Consider the following 19,203-nt stretch of genomic DNA (forward strand, 5'->3'; position numbering starts at 1 on the left):
GGTGCTGCCGAGCGTAGTGCGGCGGCGCCGGGTGACGCTGGGTGACTTGGCCGGAAGGAGGAGGAATCCCCGCCGTCGCGCCCCTAGCCTGGGGGCCGATTGATCACCAGCCACCCCCCAAGGAGCGCACGTGAGGCAATCCCGTCGACAGACCGTCCGACGAGCCGTCCCGGCCGTGACCGTCCCCGTCGCCCTCGCCGCCCTGCTCGCCGGCGCGGGCACCGCCGTGGCCACCGGCGCCGGTTCACCCGGCAACGGCTCGCCCGGTGTCGGCGATCCGTACTTCCCGCTCGCCGGCAACGGCGGCTACCACGTCCGCCACTACGGTCTGACGCTCCGTTACGACACCGGCACCCGCCACCTCGACGGCATTGCCGTCCTGACCGCCCGGGCCACCCAGTGGCTCGGCCGCTTCGACCTCGACCTCAAGGGCCTGACGGTCAGGAGCGTGCGCGTCGGCCACGCCCCGGCCGGCTTCCACCGCGACGGACAGGAACTCGTCGTCACCCCGCGCCGTGCGCTGCGCCCCGGCGAGCCGTTCCGCGTCACCGTCACCTACGACGGCACCCCCCGGCAGGTCACCGACCCCGACGGTTCGGCCGACGGCTGGATCACCACCGACGACGGCGCGTTCGTCGCCGGAGAGCCGCAGGGCGCCATGACCTGGTTCCCCGCGAACAACCACCCCCGGGACAAGGCGTCGTACGACATCACGATCACCGTGCCCAAGGGACGCACCGCCGTCTCCAACGGCCTGCTGCTCGGGCAGCGGACCGCGCACGGGCACACCACCTTCCACTGGCGCCAGAGCGAGCCCATGGCCGCCTACCTGGCCACCGCGACCGTCGGGAAGTTCAAGGTGGAGCGGTACACCACCGGCGACGGCATCCGCGTCTACAACGCCGTCGACCCCCGCGAGGCGTCCGCCGCCGCGCCCGTGCTGAAGAAGCTGCCGTCCGTGCTGGCCTGGGAGAGCAAGGTCTTCGGGCCCTACCCCTACCGGGCGGCCGGATCGATCGTGGACCACGCTCCGGACGTGGGATACGCGCTGGAGACCCAGTCCCGCCCGCTGTACGACTCCGCGCCCGATCTGGGCACCCTCGTCCACGAGAACGCCCACCAGTGGTTCGGGGACTCCGTCTCCCTCACCACCTGGAAGGACATCTGGCTCAACGAGGGCTTCGCGACGTACGCCGAGTGGCTCTACAGCGAACAGCACGGCGGGCCGAGCGCCCAGAAGACCTTCGACACGCTCTACGCCCGCGCGGCGACCGACGACCTGTGGGCGTTCCCGCCCGGCGACCCGGGCAGCGGCGCGAACATCTTCGGCACCCCCGTCTACGCGCGCGGCGCCATGGCCCTGCACGCACTGCGCAAGGCCGTGGGGGACCCGGTGTTCTTCCGCATCCTGCGCGCCTGGGCGGCCGAGCGCCGCGACGGACACGGCACGACCGCACAATTCGTTCACCTCGCGGAAAGGCAGTCGGGCAAGGATCTGGACAGCCTGTTCCAGACCTGGCTCTACGCTCAGGGCAAGCCGAACAAGGCGTAAAACCTGACCAGTTCCTCACAAGTGTCGGTCAAGGTCGATTCATGATCGCTGCCAGACCCCGTGCCCTCGCCCTGCTCGCCGCCTCCGTCCTGCTGACGGGGTGCGGCGGCGGGGCCGTGGCGTCGACGGGCCGCCCCACCGACGCCACGACAGCGCCCACGAGCACCCCCACCGCCTCACCCTCGCCGCTGCTGTCGGTCCAGGCCGCCCCCGAGAACCTGCCCGGGCTGGGGCCGAAGACCCTGGCGCGGATCCCGGCCGACGCCCGCCAGGCCGTCGTGGTCACCGGAAAGAGCAGGAACTCGCCGGTGTCCACGGTCGTGCTGTACCAGCGCACCACGGCCGGCTGGCAGGCCGGCGCGAGCTGGCCGGCCCACAACGCCCTCAAGGGCTGGAGCGACCACCACGAGGCCGGCGACCTGCGCTCACCGATCGGCGTCTACGGTCTGACCGACGCCGGGGGACTGCTGCGCGACCCCGGCAGCCGGCTGCCGTACACCCAGTCCTCCGGCTTCACCTCGCCGGGCACGGGTTTCGAGGGCGAGCCCCTCGCGGGCTCCTTCGACTACGTGATCGCCATCAACTACAACCGCCGGCCCGGCACTTCGCCCCTGGACTGGACCCGCCCGATGGGCGCGGGACGCGGCGGCGGCATATGGATCCACGTCGACCACGGCGGCCCCACGCACGGCTGCGTGAGCGTCTCCGAACAGCACATGAAGGACCTGCTGCGCGCCCTGGACCCCGCCCGCCATCCCGTCGTGGTCATGGGCGACGCCGCCTCCCTGGCCCGCTGAGCCGCTTAGGATCCGCCAAGTGTGCGCACATGTACTGGTCGCCGAGGACGACGAGATGCAGGCCGAGCTCATCCGCCGCTCCCTGCTGGCGGAGGGCCACACCGCGACCGTGGTCCACGACGGCGCGGCCGCCCTGGCCGCCGCCCGCAGCCTGCGGCCCGACCTGGTGGTGCTGGACCTGATGCTGCCGGTGATCGACGGCTTCGGAGTCTGCCGGGTGCTGCGCGGCGGCGACGAGGACCTCCCGGTGCTGATGCTCACCGCCCGCTCCGACGAAGACGACGTCCTGCTCGGCCTGGAGCTGGGCGCGGACGACTACATCACCAAGCCCTACAGTCCCCGCGAGCTGATGGCCCGTATCCGCACGGTGCTGCGGCGCAGCGGGCGCGCGGCGGGCGGCCGGGAGGACCCCGTCGTGCGGGCAGCGGGCCTCGCCGTCGACCCGGTGCGGCACGAGGTGCGCTGCGACGGGACGCCGGTGGAGTGCACGCCGGCCGAGTTCCAGATCCTGCTGGCGATGGCGGGGGAGCCGGAACGGGTGTTCACCCGGCGCCAGTTGCTGCAGTGCACCCGCGGGCTGGACCGGGCGTCGACCGAGCGGGCCGTCGACGTCCACATCATGAACCTGCGCAAGAAGATCGAGGCCGACCCACGCCGTCCGGTGCGGCTGCTGACCGTGTTCGGCGTGGGCTACAAGCTCAGCGGCGGCCGGCCGTGAAGCGGCGGATCCCGCTGCGCAAACGCCTGCTGGTCCGGCTGCTGTTCGCGTCGGCGCTCATCGCGGTGTGCTCGGTGGCCGCGACCACCTGGCTGGCGGTGGAGACCACCACCCGCGCGCTGCGCGAGGAACAGGGCCAGGACCTCGCCGACGACCTGCGCATCCTGGCCAGGCTCAGCGGGTACGCGGCCACCCACCCCGACTGGAAGGGGGTGCGGCCCCTCGTGCGCAGCCTCGCCGCGCAGACCGGGCGGCGCATAGCGCTCACCACCACCGACCGCACCCTCATCGCCGACTCGGCGGCCAAGGGCACCGCCCTGCCCCTGGGCGCCGCGGCCACCGTCGACCCCCTGCACACCGACACCTACACCCAGCCCGGCGCCCAGCTCAGCGGCGTCGACCCGCGTGCGGTGGGCCCGTACCGGCTCACCGCGGGCGAGCGCACGCAGCTGGACGCGATCGCCGAGAAACTGCGGTCCTGCGACGCCCGCTTCGGCGTCGACGTCAAGATCGAGCACACCCCGAGCGGCCGTCCCGTCCTGCTGAACTCGGACGGCGGCGACGGCACGGACTACCTGGCCGAGGAGTGCGGCTACGGGCTCAGCACCCCCGTGCGCACCGAGAAGAAGGCCCTGGACGCGCTGACCGCGTCCGCCCGCACCTGCATGCACCAGCACGGCCTGAGCCTCGACGCGCCGCTGGTGCTGTTCCTCAACCCGACCGGCCGCAACCCGTTGAGCCGGTACGTCATCGCCAAGTACGAGAAGGCGGGCGACGAACACGCCCTGAACACCGCGCGGGGGTGCGCCGACGCGGCCCTGCGCGCCCAGCTCGACCCCTATGTCGCCCCGGTGGCCGACCTGTACCTCGGCGGCGACGACACCACGCCGCCCCGCTTCGACATGTCCCCGGCCAACAAGGCGAAGATCGTCGGAGTCGTCGGTCTGGTCCTCGCCGTGACGGTCGCGGTGACGGCGGTGGCCGCCACCCGGCTGGTGCGTCCGCTGCGCGCGCTGACCGAAGCGGCCCAGCAGCCGCCGGAACTGCACACCCGGGTACCGGTGACCACCCGGGACGAGACGGGCATCCTGGCGGAGGCCTTCAACGACCTGGCCGAGCGCAGAGAACGGCTGGAAGCGCAGCGCAAGGCCATGGTCAGCGACATCGCCCACGAACTGCGCAGCCCCCTCACCAACATCCGCGGCTGGCTGGAGGTGACCCGGGACGGTGTCGTCGCCCCCGATCCGGCGCTGCTGTCCTCCCTGCACGACGAGGCGGTGGTGCTCCAGCGCATCATCGACGACCTGCAGGACCTCGCCGCCGCCGACGCGGGCACCTTGCGCCTGCACCCCGAGCCGGTGCGCGCCGGCGACCTGCTCGACCAGGTCGCCGCCGCCCACCGCGTCGCCGCCGACACCGCCGAAGTCGCCCTGCGCACCGAGACGGAGGGCGACTGCCGGCTCGACGCCGACCCGGTGCGGATGCGGCAGGTGCTCGGCAACCTGGTCTCCAACGCCCTGCGGCACACCCCGCCGCAGGGGACGGTCATCCTGGCCGCCCGCCGGGACGGCGACGAGGTGGTGTTCACCGTCGCCGACACCGGCACGGGCATCGCGCCGGAGGACCTGCCGCACGTCTTCGAGCGGTTCTGGCGTGCCGAGAAGTCACGCAGCCGGCGCACCGGCGGCAGTGGTCTGGGCCTGTCGATCGTGCGCCACCTGGTCGCGGCGCACGGAGGAACGGCCGAGGCGGCGAGCGAACCCGGCGCCGGCGCGGTCTTCACGCTGCGGCTGCCGGCCGCGGCGCCCCCCGGCGGGTGAACGGGCTACCCGTTGCGGGCCGCGAGGCGCCGACGGCGCTGCAGGGCCCGCCGTTCCATCTCGCTGGTGCCGCCCCACACGCCCAGGATCTCGCCGTGGTCCAGGGCCCAGCCCAGACACTCCTCCCGCACCGGGCACCGCCCGCACACCGCCTTCGCCTGTTCGGTCTGCAGCAACGCGGGGCCGGAGGTGCCGATCGGGAAGAAGAGGTCGGGATCCTCGTTGCGGCACGCGGCCTGGTCTCGCCAGTTGTCCATCAATAGTCACCTGCGATCGAAGTCGTACGTGCCCTCGCGAATGGCTTACTCGTTTCCGGGTCACCTGTCGATGCGCAAGTGAAACTACGCAGTCCGCTCGGAACGGGCTCACTGCTCGCGCATGCCCCACGGGGAGCCGTACGCGGTGAGCAGGTCCAGGAAGGGGCGGGCGGGGAACGCCTCGGGGCCGAGGACGCCGGAGCCGGACCAGGCGCCGGTGGCGAGGAGTTCGAGGGCGACGACCGGGTTGACCGCGGTCTGCCAGACCACGGCCTGGCTGCCGTACTCCTTCATGGACCACTGGTTGTCGACCACGTGGTACAGGTACACCTCGCGCGGCCTGCCGTCCTTGGTGCCGCGCACCCACGTGCCCGCGCAGGTCTTGCCGTGCATCCGTTCGCCCAGGGTCGCCGGGTCGGGCAGACAGGCGGCGACGACGTCCCGGGGCGAGACGGCGACCGGGCCGGCGGCGCTCGGCACGGTCACCGGGTCGGTGCGGTCCAGGCCCAGCAGGTGCAGCGTCCGCAGCGTGTCGATGAACTCGCGGCCCAGGCCGTACTTGAAGGTGACACGGCGCGCGTCGACCCAGCGCGGGACCAGCAGCACCTCCTCGTGCTCCACGTTCACGCACTCGACGGGACCGATGCCCTCGGGGAAGTCGAACACCTCCGGCTCGCTGAACGGCTCGGTGGTGAACCAGCCGCGGCCGGCCTCGTAGACGACGGGTGGGTTGAGGCACTCCTCGATCGTGGTCCAGATGCTGAAGGAGGGCGCGAAGTCGTAGCCGTCGACGGTGAGGTTCGCGCCGTCGCGGACGCCGATCTCCTCGATGTCGTCGAAGAGCTCGTCGGCGGCGTGCCGGGCGAAGACGTCCGACAGGCCCGGCTCCACGCCCATGCCGACCAGCGCCAGCGCCCCCGCCTTCTCCCACTCCTCGGCCTGCGCGAACTGGTCGTCGCCGAGCTTGACCCCGCACTCCTGGTAGGGGCGCTCGGGGTGCGGATGCGACAGCGACATCGCCATGTCGACATACGAGGCGCCGGCGGACCGGGCCGCCCGGAACAGCGGCAGCACGAAGCGCGGGTCGGTGGCGTTGAGCAGCACGTCACAGGCGTGCCGGCGCAGCAGGGCGGTGACGGCCGCCTCGTCACCGGCGTCGACGCGCTCGGCCCGGAAGCGGGCGTCGCCGCCGAGCGCCGCGACCGCCGCCTCGGCCCGGGCGGGGTCGTAGTCGGCGACGACCATCGCCTCGAAGAACGGACGACGGGCCGCGATCCGGGTGACGGCGGTGCCCACACCACCGGCGCCCACGAGCAGGACACGCATGACAGGTACTCCCTCGGCAGAAGGTCTACGGACGTGGGGCCCCGCCGCCGATACAACGCCGTCGGCTCACGTAAGGTCAATGGCGTTGGCATAAGGGGAGAGTGGGGTGGGTGCGGTGCCCAAACCGGTGGTGCCCGAGGAGAAGCGGCGCCGGCGCAGGCCGACCAGGAGCGGCACGGTGCTGTCGGAGCGGCTGATCGTCGAGACGGCGCTGCGCCTGCTGCGCGAGCACGGCAGCACCGGCCTGACCGCCCGCCGGCTCGGCCTGGCCCTGGACGCCGACCCCAGCACGCTCTACCGCTACTTCCGCGGCATGGACGACCTGATCCTGGCCATCGGCGACGCGCTCATCGGCCAGGCCCTCGACGGCTGGCGGCCGACCGGACGGTGGCGAGCCGACCTGCGCGCCGTCGGCCTGCGCATCCACGCCGCCTACCTCGCCCACCCGCAGGCCGCGGTGCTGACGACGAGCCGGGTCACCGGCCGGGCCAACGAACTGGCCGCCGACGAGGCCGTCCTGGACATCCTGCGCACCGCGGGCTTCCCGCTGCCGGACACCGTGCGCATCTACCACGCCTTCATCGACCAGACCCTGGCCTTCGCCGCCCTCGACGCCGCCTCCCTGGCCCTGCCGAGCGCGGCCCTGCGCGCGGACGAGGACATGTGGCGCTCGACCTACGCCCGCCTGCCGAGCAGCACCCACCCCCGCATCGCCGAGGCGGCACCACTGCTGGCCGCCCACATGGTCGACAGCGCCTATCCGACGGCGCTGGAGATGCTCCTGGACAGCGCGCAGGCCCAGCTCAGGAAGGGCGGGCGGTCCCGCGCAGCGCCTGCCGCGCCGCCTGCGTGACCGCCTCGGCGACGGCCGCCAGGGCGGGGGAGTCCAGTTTCCACTGCTGCCAGTACAGCGGGACGTCGAGCGTGCGGTCCTCGCAGAGGCGCACCAGGTGTCCGGACCGCAGCAGCGGTTCGGCCTGCACCTCGGGCACCAGCCCCCAGCCGAGGCCCGCCGCCACCGACGCGGCGAACCCCTCGGAGGTGGGCACGAAGTGCCGTACCGCGCTCGCGCCGCCGCTGCCGTGCCGCAGCCGGCGCACGAAGGCGTCCTGGAGGTCGTCGCTGCGGTCGAAGGCCACCGTCGGCGCCGTGGCGAGCGCCTGCGGCAGTGGCCCGCCGAGATGCTCGCGCACGAAGTCCGGGTGGGCGACCGGGACGTAGCGCATCCGGCCCAGGGCGCGTACCGAGCAGCCGGTGACCGGCTCGGGCGAGGAGGTCACCGCGGCCATCACCAGGCCCTCGCGGAGCAGCGTCGCGGTGCGCGTCTCGTCCTCGCGGCGCAGCTCGAAACAGAGCCGGGGCTCGTGCCGTACGCGCGTGAGCGCCGGCAGCAGCCAGGTGGCCAGGGAGTCGGCGTTCACCGCGATCGACACCCGGGTGGGCTCTCCGGCCGAGCTCATGCCGAGCTCGGCGCGGGCGTCGCGCTCCAGCCGGGCCAGCTGCCGGGCGAACCGCACGACCACCTCGCCCGACTCGGTCGGCCGCACCGGCTTGGTGCGCATCAGCAGCACCCGGCCCGTGCGCTGCTCCAGCGCCTTCACCCGCTGACTGACCGCCGACGGTGTCACGTGCAGCGCCGCGGCCGCCGCGTCGAAGGTGCCCTCGTCCACCACCGCCAGCAGCGTCCGCACCTGGTCGAGGGGAAGCTCAGTCAGCTCGGACTTCACAAGGGCTAATGATACCTAAGAATCTTTAGCTGTACGCGCAGTGATCGTCTCCGTAGCGTCGATGGCATGACCAACGCCCTGACCGCCGCGGCCGCAGGATTCGGCACCGGCCTCTCCCTCATCGTCGCCATCGGCGCCCAGAACGCCTTCGTCCTGCGCCAGGGGGCGCGCCGCGACGCCGTGCTGGCCGTCGTCGGCATCTGCGCCCTGTCCGACGCCGTCCTGATCACCCTGGGGGTGGGCGGGGTCGGCGCGGTGGTGGTGGCGTGGCCGGGGGCGCTGACGGCGGTGGGCTGGATCGGCGGGGCGTTCCTGATCTGCTACGGCCTGCTCGCCGCGCGCCGGGTGCTGCGGCCGAGCGGCGGCGCACTGGGCACGGAGGGCGAGGCGGCCGGCTCCCGCAGGCGGGCCGTCCTGACCTGCCTGGCGATGACCTGGCTCAACCCGCACGTCTACCTCGACACCGTGTTCCTGCTCGGCTCGCTCGCCGCCGACCGCGGCCCGCTGCGCTGGACCTTCGGCCTGGGCGCCGCCCTCGCCAGCCTGTGCTGGTTCGCCGCGCTCGGCTTCGGCGCCCGGCTGCTCGGCCGCTTCCTGGCCCGGCCCGCCGCCTGGCGGGTCCTGGACGGGCTGGTCGCCGCGACGATGATCGTGCTCGGCGTCACACTCGCGACGGGGGTGTGAGTCCCGGCATCCGAGACCGCGCGTCCCGAACTCCCCGCTGGTGGTGGGATAGTGAACCTGGACCCGAAAGATGTATCTAGCAACCAGGAAGCCCGTGGACACCAGCGAGAGCAGCACCGAACCGCAGACGCCGGCCCCGGCCGAGGCGGAGCCGCCCCGGCGCGGCTGGCGTCGCTGGGCGATGGACACCCGTCCGCTGCGCATCCCGCCCTATCGCCGGCTGTGGTCCTCCACGATCGTCACGGCCGTCGGCAGCCAGCTGACCGCGGTCGCCGTGCCGAAGCAGATCTACGACATCACCGGCTCCTCGGCCTGGGTCGGCTACGCGAGCCTGGCCGGACTGCTGCCGCTGATGGTCTTCGCCGTGTGGGGCGGGGCGATCGCCGACAGCGTCGACCGGCGCAAGCTGCTGCTGGTGACCAACACCGGCATCGCCGTCACCTCGCTGCTGTTCTGGGTCCAGGCCGTCACCTCCCTGGACTCGGTCGCCGTCCTGATGGTGCTGCTCGCCCTGCAACAGGCGTTCTGGGGCCTGAACGCCCCCGCCCGCAACGCCTCCATCGCCCGTCTGGTGCCCGAGCAGCAGCTGCCCGCCGCCAACGCGCTCGGCTCGACCGTCATGCAGACCGGCCAGGTCGTCGGCCCCCTGCTGGCGGGCGCGCTCATCCCGGTCATCGGCCTGCCGGAGCTGTACCTGATCGACGCGCTCGCGCTGTGCGTCACCGTGTGGGCGGTCTACCGGCTGCCCTCCCTGCCGCCCCTGGCCGGGGCGGCGGCGCGGCGCGCGGGCGTGCGGGAGATCGCGGCCGGCTTCCGCTACATCGCCCGCCACAAGGTGCTGCTGCTCTCCTTCCTGGCCGACATCATCGCCATGGTCCTCGGCATGCCCCGCGCCCTGTTCCCGCAGCTCGCCGCCGAGACGTTCCGTCCCTACGGCGAAGGGCTCGCCCTCGGCCTGCTGTTCGCGGCGATCCCCATCGGCGCGGTGCTGGGCGGGCTGTTCTCCGGGACGTTCTCCCGGGCCCGCCGGCACGGCTGGATGGTGATCGGCGCGGTCGTCGCCTGGGGCGCGGCGATCGCCGGGTTCGGGCTGAGCCGCAACCTGTGGATCGCGGCGGCCTTCCTGGCGGCGGCCGGGGTCGCCGACATGGTCTCGATGGTCTTCCGCGGGGCGATCCTGCTCTCCGCCGCCACCGACGAGATGCGCGGCCGGATGCAGGGCGTCTTCACGGTCGTCGTCGCGGGCGGCCCCCGGCTCGCCGACGTCCTGCACGGCACGGCGGGTTCGGCCTTCGGCACCCGCACCGCCGTCGCGGGCGGCGGGCTGCTGGTCGTGGCGGTGATGCTGGTCCTGGCCGCCGCGGTGCCGGCACTGCGCCGCTACCGGATCTGAGGCACCGCGGCGGCGGGCGGCTCAGCGCCGGTCGGCGGGCAGCGGTGTGCTGGCGCCGTCGAAGCGGATGAGGGGTACGGCGTCGCGGCGGCCCCCGTAACGGCCCGGGCGGCCGAGCACGAGGGTGTGATCGGCCACGGCCCAGGCCCGCTCCACCTGGCACACGGCCGTCCCCAGCGCCGCGTCCAGCAGGGGCACGCCGCCGACGATCCGGTGCGGGACCGTCGCGAACCGGTCGCCGGGCGCGGTGGCGAAGTGACCGGCGAGGGCGGCCTGATCGCCCGCGAGCACGTTGAGCCCGAACGCGCCCCGCGCCCGCACCGCCGCGAGGGTACGGCTGCGGTTCGCCAGCGAGACCAGCAGCAGCGCGGGCCGCAGCGACACCGAGGTGAACGCGGTCACCGTACAGCCGACGGACCGTCCTCGACGCCGGGTGGTGACGACGGCGATGCCGGTGGCCCACATCCGCATGAAGCGATGGAAGTCGTCCGTTTCGTCCGGGACGACGAGACCCTGCGGCCCGTCGGCCCCCTGCCCCGGCACGACCGCCCCCGACGGCACGTGAAAGGCCGTCATCGCGGGACACCGGCGGAGAGCGGGGCTTCGGAAGCGCCGTCGCCTCCAGCCCCGGAGCCGGAGCTGCGCCGGCCACCCGAGGACGCGGAGCCGACGCCCGCACCGCCTGACGGCGCCGTTTCCTCGGCCGCCTCACGGGACACCGAGGCCCGGACGACAGACTCGCCCCACGCCACCGCCCCACCGGAGCCCCTGTCCCCGGCAACAGCCGCGCGCGGGGACTTGGCCCCGGCGGTCTCCTCGTCCGAGGCCGCCGCCTCGCCGGAGCCCCTGTCCCCGGCAGCGGCCTGGTGTGGGGACTTGGCCCCGGTGGTCTCTTCGTCCGGGGCCGTCGGCTCGGTGGAGCTGGTGGTCCCGGCAGCGGCCTGGTGTGGGGACTTGGCCCTGGCGGTTTCCTTGTCCGGGGTCGTCGGCTCGGTGGAGCTGGTGGCCCTGGCAGGTGCCTGGTGTGGGGACTTGGCCACGGCGGTTTCCTCGACCGACGCCGCTGCGTCGCCGGCCGGGCCGCCCACGGTCCTGGCCCCGGCGGTCTCTCCATCTGGCGGCGGCTCTTCCGAGGGCGCTTCGTGCAACTCCGTGGTCATGGCCGTTGCCGCCGCCGTCTTCAGGTCGGCCTGTGCTGCCTCCTCCTCGCCCAACTCCCGGTAGCAGTGCGCCCGTCGGCTCAGCAGGTCGGCCGGGTCGGCTCCGGGGAGGGCCAGCGCGGTGGTGTAGTCGTCGACCGCGGCGCGCAGGGCACCGGCGGTCTGGTGGACGTAGCCGCGGTTGTAGCGCAGGTCGGGATCGGCGGGGTCGGTCTCGACGGCGTGGTTGAGGTCGCGCAGTGCGCCGGCCAGGTCGCCCGCCTCGAAGGCGAGCCCGGCGCGGGCGGCCAGCGCCGGGACGCAGTCGGGGTCGGCGGACAGGGCCAGGTCGAAGTCGCGGCGGGCGGACTCGGTGTGCCCGGCCTCCCAGGCGAGTTGGCCTCGCGCCAGGAGCAACCGCGCGTCGGACGGGGCGAGTCGGAGGCCCTCCCGCACCAGCGGCGCCGCCTCCTCCGGCCGCCCGGTCTCCAGCAGCAGGCCCACCAGGTTGACCCGGGCGTCGAGTTCGGTGGGCTCCAGCTCCACCACACGGCGCAGGTCGGCGAGCGCGCCCTCGGTGTCGCCCGTCGCGGCCCGCAGGTCGGCCCGGTTGAAGTGCACCTCCCAGAACGGCGGACCGAGCGCGAGCGCGGTGTCGTAGTCCGCGAGCGCGGCGGTGTCCTCGCCGAGCCTGTGCAGCATGTCCGCGCGGTCGAAGTAGTAGTCGGGGTAGTTGGGGTCCAGCCCGATCACCGTCGTCAGGTCGGCCAGCGCCTCGGGCAGCCGGCCCAGCGCCGCGTACACCCGCCCCCGGTTGTGCACCAGCACCGAGCGGTGCAGCCGGTGCCGGTCGGCCGGCAGCTCCGCGTCGAGGTGTTCCAGCGCCGACGTCACCAGGCGCAGGGCCTCGGGCAGGTTGCCCAGGTGCATCTCCACCAGCGCCATCCCGTTGCGCTGGAACGCCCAGTGGAAGGCGCGCTGTTCGGCGTCGGGCAGCAGCGAGGCCAGCGTGATCGTGTTGCTGAGGTAGGCCTTCGCGAGGTGGTGGTCGCGCAGCTCCGGCGGGTGCATACGGGTGTAGAGCATGGCCAGGGCGTAACCGGTGAACATCTGGGCCATCGGCAGGGGATAGCGGCCGCGCACCTCCACGTACAGCCTCTCGGCCTCGCGGGTGCGGCCCAGCAGCCCGTACGCCGAGGCCATCTTGCCGCAGAAGTCCCAGTACCGTTCGGCCTGTTCGGGGTCGACGACGGCCCGGGCGCGCCGGGCGTAGTCGAGCACGGCGGGCCAGAACCCCAGTCCGGCCGCGTAGTACACGGCCTCGTGCAGGGCGTCCCCGCCGGCCCCCGCGGGATCGCTGCCGTGCTCCAGGTGGTACGGCACCGCACCGAGCCGCAGGCTCCAGTCGCCCTCGCCCAGCAGCCGCGCGGCGCGCCGGTCGTGCAGCGCGGCCCGCACGGCGGGGTCGGCGGCCTGGTAGGCGGACCGCTCGTCGGGGTCGTCGGAGGTGCCGTCGGAGTCGATGTAGGCGTTCAGCAGCCCCGTCTCGTCGCGGTCGCCGCGGGCGGCGGCGACCGGGGGAGGGGCGGGGGTTGCGCGGGTGGCGTACTGCTCCAGCGCCGACTCCAGCTCCTCGGACAAGGTCCCGCCCCGGGTGCCGACGGTGACCGCGAGCGGCAGGCCCTGGCTGCGGCGCAGCAGGATGGCGAGGAACTCCTGGTCGGTGGGGTCGGCTTCGTCGACGTCGGTGAAGGCCAGGGTCAGTGGTCCGCGGTCGCGCAGGGCCGCGTACGCGTGCAGGAACTCGACCAGCCCGTGGGCCAGCCGCCGGGTGCGCGCGGCGGCGTAGATCCGCGTGCGTTCCTCGGGGACGGCGAGGGAGGTGAGGGTCTGCGGCGAGGCTCCGATGCGGTCCTTGAGCTCGGGGGCGGTCGAGAGGATCTCGATGGCGTGGAGGCGCACGAGTTCCGGCCAGCGCGCGTAGGCGCCGGGGACCAGGGCGCGGGCCAGGGTGCCCGCGCCGGTGTACGGTCCGCGCAGCCGGCGGTGGCAGCCGACCGTCACGTCCGCCGGTGCGTCGCCCGGCACGTCCGGGCCGGAGCGCCACAGGTGGGTGTTCATGGGGCCTTCCTTCATCGTGGGTCGGAGGCGGAACGCGACGCCTCGCGGCGGGAGATCAGGATCAGCAGGGCGAACTCCAGGGCGAACAGGCCGAGTGAGGTGGCCGAGTCCCAGAACCGGGCGCCGCCCGCCGCGCCGTCGGCGAGCGCCGGGCCGAGCCGCGTCACGAACCCCACCAGCAGGGGGACGAAGGCGAGGGCGGCCGTCGCCAGCAGGAAGCCGACGCCGCCGACGGTGAGCAGCGCGAACCAGGGCGCCATCAGGCGGTCGCGCTGCGACCAGGTGGAGTCCGTGTCGTCGGCGGGCGGCCGGACACCGGGCAGCCGGCTCAGCTTGCGCCGCAGACAGGCCGAGGTGGCGCCGTGCAGGTCGGTGCAGCCGAGGAGGGTGGTGAGCACGTAGTACAGATCGGTGCGCAGGAAGACGTAGAACTGCCAGGCGAGCCGCAGCAGCACGGTGTAGGCGACGGCGAGCGCGAACCCGGCCGCCCACCCGGGTCCCACGGCCGCCAGCACGGTCAGCGCGGCGAACAGCAGCACGTCGGCGACCATCCCGGCGAGGAACGGCAGGTGGCGCCGCCTGCGCGGCACGCTGTACAGGCCGTCGAGGTGTGCCTCGACGACGATGAAGAACAGCCGCCGGCTCACGGTCAGCCGGGTCGGCAGCCCGAGCCGGCGTCCGGCCAGGACGTGGAAGGACTCGTGCCAGGCGACGGCCGGGGCCTGCACGAACGCCAGCGACAGCTGGACGGCGACGAGGGAGGACGTGAAGAACACGTTGTCCGGGCGCGGACGCACTCCGGGATCGGTCATCATCAGGGCGGCGCACGCGATGACCAGGGCCGCGTAACAGCCCCAGGCCGGTGCGGAGAACACCAGGATGCCGAGGCGCCGCAGCCGTAGCGGAGCCGGGGAGGGGGACGGCTCGGACGCGGTGTCCGGTCCCTCCCGGACGAAGCCCAGCTCGCGCAGGGTGGCCACGAAGTCGCCGATGTCGACGCTCTCGCCGTACTCGCCGCGGTACCAGTGCGCCGCCTCGTCGGCGGGCCGGCCGGCGGCGAGCTGGCGCAGCAGCGCCGCGCCGTCGTGCGGGAGCACGGCGTAGGACTCGGTGTCGGGGCGTCCGACGACGACGCCGTCGTGCTCGTCGACGAAGGTCAGCGGGTGGAACTCGAGGGCCGGCATGGCGTCGCGAGCCTCCTCGGCGGGACGGAACGGGATGCGGAAGCGAAGGGTCCGTGCCTCCGGTGACCGCGGTGCGGCGGCCGGGGGCACGGACCGAGGACGTCAGCAGCCGACGAACGTGTAGGCCGACGCGGACGACGTGAGCCGGATCGAACCGGTCTTGCGAACGGTGATCTTCTTCATGGGTTTCACCTCCCCGTGGTCTCGTGCCGGTCGTGTGCGCCGCCGGGCGGGCGGCTCGATGGACGACACTGGCATCCGCCCGGCCGCGGGGCATGGGGAGACGGCCCCCATATTCCGGCGCCGGCCGCGGGCCGCGGATGGGGGTGGCGCCCCCATGCGGGCGGCGGGCGGTGTGGACAGGGTGGAGGTCATGCGAGACGACGCCCTGTCAGTCATCGCCTGCGGTTCCAGCGCGGCGAGTCAACTTCCGGTCTATCTGACGTGGTTGCGCCAGGAGATCGGCCTGAGCCTGCGGGTGCTCCTCACCGGGGACGCCGTACGGTTCGTCCAGCCCCAGGTCGTCGCCTGGTACGCCGACGAGGCGTACACCAGCGACGACCCCGCCCTCAATCCGGTGGAGGTGGCGAAGCGTTCGGCCGCCGTCGTGGTGCTGCCGGCCACGGCGAACACACTGGCGTCGGCGGCGCTGGGCCTGGCGGCGACACCGGCGCAGACGGTGCTGCTGGCCGCCGACCGCCCGGCGCTGTTCCTGCCGAACATGAACCGCACCATGTGGGCCAAGGCGCCCGTGCGCCGGCACGTGGCGACCCTGCGGGCCGACGGTCACACGGTCGTCGAACCCCAGGAGCAGGTGGTGTTCGAGCTGTGGCGCAAGGAGAACGCGGCCGGCATCACCATGCCCGCGCCGGACGAGGCCGCGGCGACGGTGGTCAGCTGGCTGGAGAAGACCCTGGCGGACGCCTGAGCGCTCGCCGGGCCATCACTCCGTCTGCCCGACCTGCGCCGCATAGGTGCCGAGGGCGGCGCGGTTGGGCCGGCCGGTCTTGGTCAGCAGGCTCGCGACGTGTTTCTCGACCGTGCGCGGCGAGATGAACAGCCGCGCGGCCAGCGTCCGGTTGTCGGGCCGGTCCGCCAGCAGCCGCAGCACCTCGTACTCCCGTGGCGTGACCCCCAGGACGCGTAACTCCCGTGGGACCTGCCCGGCCGCCCGTTGCGGCACCACGGCGCCGGCGCGGCGCAGCAGCCCCCGGCACGCCTGGGCCACGGCCGGCACGCCCGCGTCGTGGAAGTACTGCTCCGCCTCCCGCAGCCAGGTCACCGGATCGCCCCAGCCGTCGGCCTGGGCCGCCTCGGCGACCAGGCGCAGGCCGAGCCGGGCGGCCATCGGATACGGCGCCGCGGCCGTCGCCGCCTCCCGCACGGCGACGGCCGCCTCCGCGCCGCGCCCGAGCCGGCCCAGCCGGACGGCCCGGGCCAGCAGCGCGAAGTGCCGGTTCCAGCGCAGCCGGTCCGCCTCGGCCGCCTCCTCGTCGGTGTGCGGACCGGTGTCCGGGGCGAGTGCCTCCAGCAGCAGGGCCAGACCGTGACGTCCGGTCAGCGGGTACGGCGCCGGGCAGACGGCGTCCAGGGCCGCCGCCCGCTCCAGCTCGCGGCGGGCGCGTTCACGGTCCTCCTCCAGCAGGGCGCACACCGCCCCGGCCAGTCCCTGGGTGAGCGGCGCCCACGGCGAGGGCGCGCGGAGACCGGCGTCGGCCAGGATGCCGTCGAGCGTGTCGCGCCGGCCCTGGTGGGCGGCGGCGACGGCGCGTACGGCCGTCAGGCAGCGGGCGTCGGCGCCGCCGAGGGCCGATCGTTCCTGCGTGGCCCGGTAGGCATCGGTCAGCCGCCGGGCGGCCGCGTACTCGCCGCGCAGCACGTGGTCGAGCGCCAGCAGCAGGTCCGCGGAGGTGCGCACGGACCGTGCCCCCAGGTGCCGGGCCCTCCGCCGCACCCGCAGCAGCGCCTCCCGCTGCCCGGCCGACAGCCAGGTGTGGACGGCGAGCTGGAGCATGGCGTGCATCTGCCAGAGGGGCAGCTCGTGCCGCTCCGCCAGGGTCCGCATCCGGGTGAAGCAGCGGGCCGCTTCCGCGGACCGGCCCTGTTGCAGGGCGAGTTGACCGCGCACCCGCCAGGCCCGGCAGGCGACGACCGCCCGCCCGCCCCGTTCGGCCTGCTCCGCCGCCCGCTCGGCGAGCCCTCGCGCCCGCTCCGGCGCGTCGAGCGTCAGCTGGGCCGTGACGGCGTCGAGCGCGGCCCCCTGCCGGTCGCCGGCCTCCGGGCCCAGCGCGCCGCGTGCCGCCTCCACGTGGGCGAGCCCGGCGGCCGTACGGCCGTCCGCGTGCGAGAGCCAGGCCAGCCGGACGTGCAGGCGCGCCACGTCCGCCGAGGCCGGGCAGGGGCCGCCCGACTCCTCCGCCGCGCCCGCCAGCCGCAGCGCGCGGTCGATGCGGCCGTGCTCCGCCAGCGCCGCCAGCAGGTCGTCGAGGACGTCCGCGCGCAGCCGCGGTTCGTCCGCGGTGCCGAGCAGCTCCCACGCCCGGTCCAGGAGGTCCACGGCGCTCGGGACGTGCCCCGCCGACAGCGCGCGGCGCCCGGCGGTGGCGAACAGCTCCGCCGCGCCGGGCCGGTCGTCGGCCGCCAGCCGCAGCTGGGCGGCGAAGCGGCACCAGCGCCCCGGCAGCCCGGGATGCAGCTCGCCCACCGCCTCGGCGGCCCGCCGGGCCAGCGCGGCCCGGTCCGCCGGGGTGAGCCGGCCCCGCAGCGCCGCCGAGGTCAGCACACCGCGGAAGGCGTACCAGTCGCTGTCCCGGCCGTCGGCCGTGATCAGCCGGGCCGCGCCCGCGGCCCGCAACTGCGCGAACAGCCGCGCCTCGGACATCCCCCAGGACTGGCGCAGCACCGAGACGGGGAACCGCTCGCCGATCACCGCCGCGGCGGACAGCAGCCGGTGCCCCTCCGGGCCGAGCCGTGCCGCGCGCCGGTCGATGGCGTGCTCGACGGCCGGCGGCACGGGGCGGGACGCTCCCGGCACCAGCCGGCACCCCTGCGGGCCGGTCAGCAGCGTGCCGGTGGCGACGAGGGTGCGCAGCAGCTCGTCGGCGACGAAGGGATTGCCGCCGCTGTCCCGGTGCAGCCGGTCCACGACGTCGTGCGGCACCCCGTCGGCCGGGACGCCCAGCCGGCAGGCCGCCAGCCGGCCCACCTCCGAGCGGTTCAGGCCGTGCAGGTTCAGCAGCGTCGCCGTGCGCCGCCGGGACAGGGCGCGGGCCAGGTCCCAGGGCGCGCCGGGACCGGAACGGAAGGTGACCACCAGCGCCAGACGCTGTCCGGCGATGTTGTCGGCCAGGTACTCGACCACGGCCGCGGTCGAGGGATCGGTGTCCTGGAGGTCCTCCAGGACCAGCAGGGTGCCCGGGCCCGTCGCGGCCGCGGACAGCAGCCGCAGCACGGACTCGCCGAGCAGGACGGGCGACTCGGCCGGACCCGGGGCGCCGGCGCCGCCGAACTCGGGCACCAGACGGCCCAGGACGGCGCGGTACGGGCCGAGGGAGCGCGCGTCCGGGCCCGCGCCGTCGCGGAAGAGGCCGGCGAGCGCCTCGCTCAGGGGCCGCAGCGGCACGGCCGGGCCGACCGGACTGCCCCGGCCCAGCAGCACCCGCATGCCCCGGCCGTGCGCGGCCTGGGCCACCTCCCGCATCAGCAGCGACTTGCCGCTGCCGTCCTCCCCGCTCAGCAGCAGCGCGCGCCCGTGCCCCCGGCACGCGCTGTCCAACGCCTCCTCCAGCAGCCCGTGTTCGCGCTCCCGGCCGACGCGGACCGAGACGCGGTCCGGGCCCGGCAAGTGGTCCGGGATCGATAAGTCGTCATGGTTCACGGTCGACATGCACACCCCCGTATGCCTTCTGACGTGCTGACGTACCGGTCTCGTGGTGTTCGCTCTCCTGGTGTTCGTGGCGGCCGCCCGGACGGATGCCACCGGGCAGCGTCGTGTCAGCGCCGGGGGCTGTCACTCCGGGTTCCGCTCAGCGGACCCAGCCGCTCCATGAGCCGGCCACGCGTCATCTCCAGCCGGTGCGCGAGGATCTCGGCGACGCTGCGCATCAGGATGAGCCCGAGCTGCGGGTCCTCCTCGCACAGCCGCAGCACCTGCGCCGCGTCGAACTCGTAGGCGCGCACGAAGCTGAAGGCCTCCGCGCCGAAGTCCCACTCGTGCGGCGGGAACAGCCAGGACCAGCCGAGCAGGTCGCCGGTGCCGAGGCTGGCCACGGTCACGCGTTGCAGCGAGTTCACGCGCTGGTCCAGGGAGACCGCGCCGGAGCGGATGACCCAGAAGCGGTCGGCCTTGCCGCCCGCCTCGAAGATCCGGGTGTCCTCCGGGAAGGAGACCTCCCGGGCGAGGGCCATCAGACGCTGGCGCTGGGGCGGGGGAAGGGCGGTCAGCAGTTTTATCGCTTTGGTCATGGCACGGGGCTCCTCGCCGGC

The 19,203-nt window shown here is 74.3% G+C and carries 16 protein-coding genes; 8 read left to right on the top strand and 8 right to left on the bottom strand.

The genetic code is table 11. The features are described 5' to 3' along the window. The first annotated feature begins 130 nt into the window (after positions 1 to 130). Genes ACYF6T_RS15110 through ACYF6T_RS15125 form a run of 4 tightly spaced genes read left to right on the top strand, consistent with a single transcriptional unit; the run spans position 131 to position 4,887 of the window. Positions 131 to 1,552, top strand: a complete 1,422-nt coding sequence (locus ACYF6T_RS15110; protein WP_461696634.1) for a M1 family metallopeptidase — start codon at positions 131 to 133, stop codon at positions 1,550 to 1,552. 41 nt (positions 1,553 to 1,593) lie between these two features. Beyond that, positions 1,594 to 2,349, top strand: a complete 756-nt coding sequence (locus tag ACYF6T_RS15115; protein ID WP_461696636.1) for a L,D-transpeptidase family protein — start codon at positions 1,594 to 1,596, stop codon at positions 2,347 to 2,349. Between the two features lie 19 nt (positions 2,350 to 2,368). Next, positions 2,369 to 3,067: a response regulator transcription factor gene (locus ACYF6T_RS15120; RefSeq protein WP_461696638.1), complete on the top strand. Its 699-nt coding sequence runs from the start codon at positions 2,369 to 2,371 to the stop codon at positions 3,065 to 3,067. Continuing rightward, on the top strand, positions 3,064 to 4,887 hold the full coding sequence (locus ACYF6T_RS15125; protein WP_461696639.1) for a sensor histidine kinase: 1,824 nt from the start codon (positions 3,064 to 3,066) through the stop codon (positions 4,885 to 4,887). Before ACYF6T_RS15120 ends, ACYF6T_RS15125 begins: the two co-directional genes overlap by 4 nt. A 5-nt stretch (positions 4,888 to 4,892) precedes the next feature. On the opposite strand, the gene ACYF6T_RS15130 is transcribed toward ACYF6T_RS15125, so the two are convergent. After that, positions 4,893 to 5,144, bottom strand: coding sequence for a WhiB family transcriptional regulator (locus ACYF6T_RS15130; protein WP_461696641.1), 252 nt, complete (start codon positions 5,142 to 5,144; stop codon positions 4,893 to 4,895). Positions 5,145 to 5,252: 108 nt separating this feature from the next. Continuing rightward, positions 5,253 to 6,470 carry a saccharopine dehydrogenase family protein gene (locus ACYF6T_RS15135; RefSeq protein WP_461696642.1) on the bottom strand — a complete coding sequence of 406 codons (1,218 nt, stop codon included), beginning with the start codon at positions 6,468 to 6,470 and terminating at the stop codon, positions 5,253 to 5,255. 115 nt (positions 6,471 to 6,585) lie between these two features. Here ACYF6T_RS15135 and ACYF6T_RS15140 point away from each other — a divergent pair, with 115 nt between their 5' ends. After that, the gene (locus tag ACYF6T_RS15140) at positions 6,586 to 7,323 is read left to right on the top strand and encodes a TetR/AcrR family transcriptional regulator (protein ID WP_461696644.1); all 738 of its coding nucleotides are present in this window, start codon (positions 6,586 to 6,588) and stop codon (positions 7,321 to 7,323) included. Here ACYF6T_RS15140 and ACYF6T_RS15145 read toward each other — a convergent pair. Then, positions 7,274 to 8,197 (bottom strand): LysR family transcriptional regulator ArgP, encoded by a 924-nt coding sequence (locus ACYF6T_RS15145; RefSeq protein ID WP_461696646.1) that lies wholly within the window; start codon positions 8,195 to 8,197, stop codon positions 7,274 to 7,276. The genes ACYF6T_RS15140 and ACYF6T_RS15145 overlap by 50 nt on opposite strands. Before the next feature lie 66 nt (positions 8,198 to 8,263). On the opposite strand from ACYF6T_RS15145, the gene ACYF6T_RS15150 reads away from it, so the two are divergent. Beyond that, entirely contained in the window at positions 8,264 to 8,881 is a 618-nt protein-coding gene (locus tag ACYF6T_RS15150; RefSeq protein WP_461696647.1) for a LysE/ArgO family amino acid transporter, read from the top strand. A gap of 94 nt (positions 8,882 to 8,975) precedes the next feature. Further along, a complete protein-coding gene (locus tag ACYF6T_RS15155) occupies positions 8,976 to 10,274 on the top strand; it encodes an MFS transporter (RefSeq protein WP_461696648.1) in 1,299 nt (432 codons plus the stop codon). A 21-nt stretch (positions 10,275 to 10,295) separates the two neighbouring features. On the opposite strand, the gene ACYF6T_RS15160 is transcribed toward ACYF6T_RS15155, so the two are convergent. Genes ACYF6T_RS15160 through ACYF6T_RS15170 form a run of 3 tightly spaced genes read right to left on the bottom strand, consistent with a single transcriptional unit; the run spans position 10,296 to position 14,718 of the window. Further along, on the bottom strand, positions 10,296 to 10,850 hold the full coding sequence (locus ACYF6T_RS15160) for a flavin reductase family protein (protein WP_461696649.1): 555 nt from the start codon (positions 10,848 to 10,850) through the stop codon (positions 10,296 to 10,298). Continuing rightward, complete coding sequence (locus ACYF6T_RS15165) at positions 10,847 to 13,534, bottom strand: tetratricopeptide repeat protein (RefSeq protein ID WP_461696651.1); 2,688 nt, start codon at positions 13,532 to 13,534, stop codon at positions 10,847 to 10,849. Before ACYF6T_RS15165 ends, ACYF6T_RS15160 begins: the two co-directional genes overlap by 4 nt. 11 nt (positions 13,535 to 13,545) lie before the next feature. Next, entirely contained in the window at positions 13,546 to 14,718 is a 1,173-nt protein-coding gene (locus ACYF6T_RS15170; protein ID WP_461696653.1) for a hypothetical protein, read from the bottom strand. Between the two features lie 373 nt (positions 14,719 to 15,091). On the opposite strand from ACYF6T_RS15170, the gene ACYF6T_RS15175 reads away from it, so the two are divergent. After that, the gene (locus tag ACYF6T_RS15175; RefSeq protein WP_461696654.1) at positions 15,092 to 15,646 is read left to right on the top strand and encodes a flavoprotein; all 555 of its coding nucleotides are present in this window, start codon (positions 15,092 to 15,094) and stop codon (positions 15,644 to 15,646) included. A gap of 15 nt (positions 15,647 to 15,661) precedes the next feature. Here ACYF6T_RS15175 and ACYF6T_RS15180 read toward each other — a convergent pair whose 3' ends face one another. Continuing rightward, on the bottom strand, positions 15,662 to 18,604 hold the full coding sequence (locus tag ACYF6T_RS15180) for an ATP-binding protein (RefSeq protein ID WP_461696655.1): 2,943 nt from the start codon (positions 18,602 to 18,604) through the stop codon (positions 15,662 to 15,664). A 107-nt stretch (positions 18,605 to 18,711) separates the two neighbouring features. Continuing rightward, on the bottom strand, positions 18,712 to 19,182 hold the full coding sequence (locus tag ACYF6T_RS15185) for a cyclic nucleotide-binding domain-containing protein (protein ID WP_461696656.1): 471 nt from the start codon (positions 19,180 to 19,182) through the stop codon (positions 18,712 to 18,714). Positions 19,183 to 19,203: the final 21 nt, after the last annotated feature.

Source organism: Streptomyces sp. 7R007, from assembly GCF_054850255.1.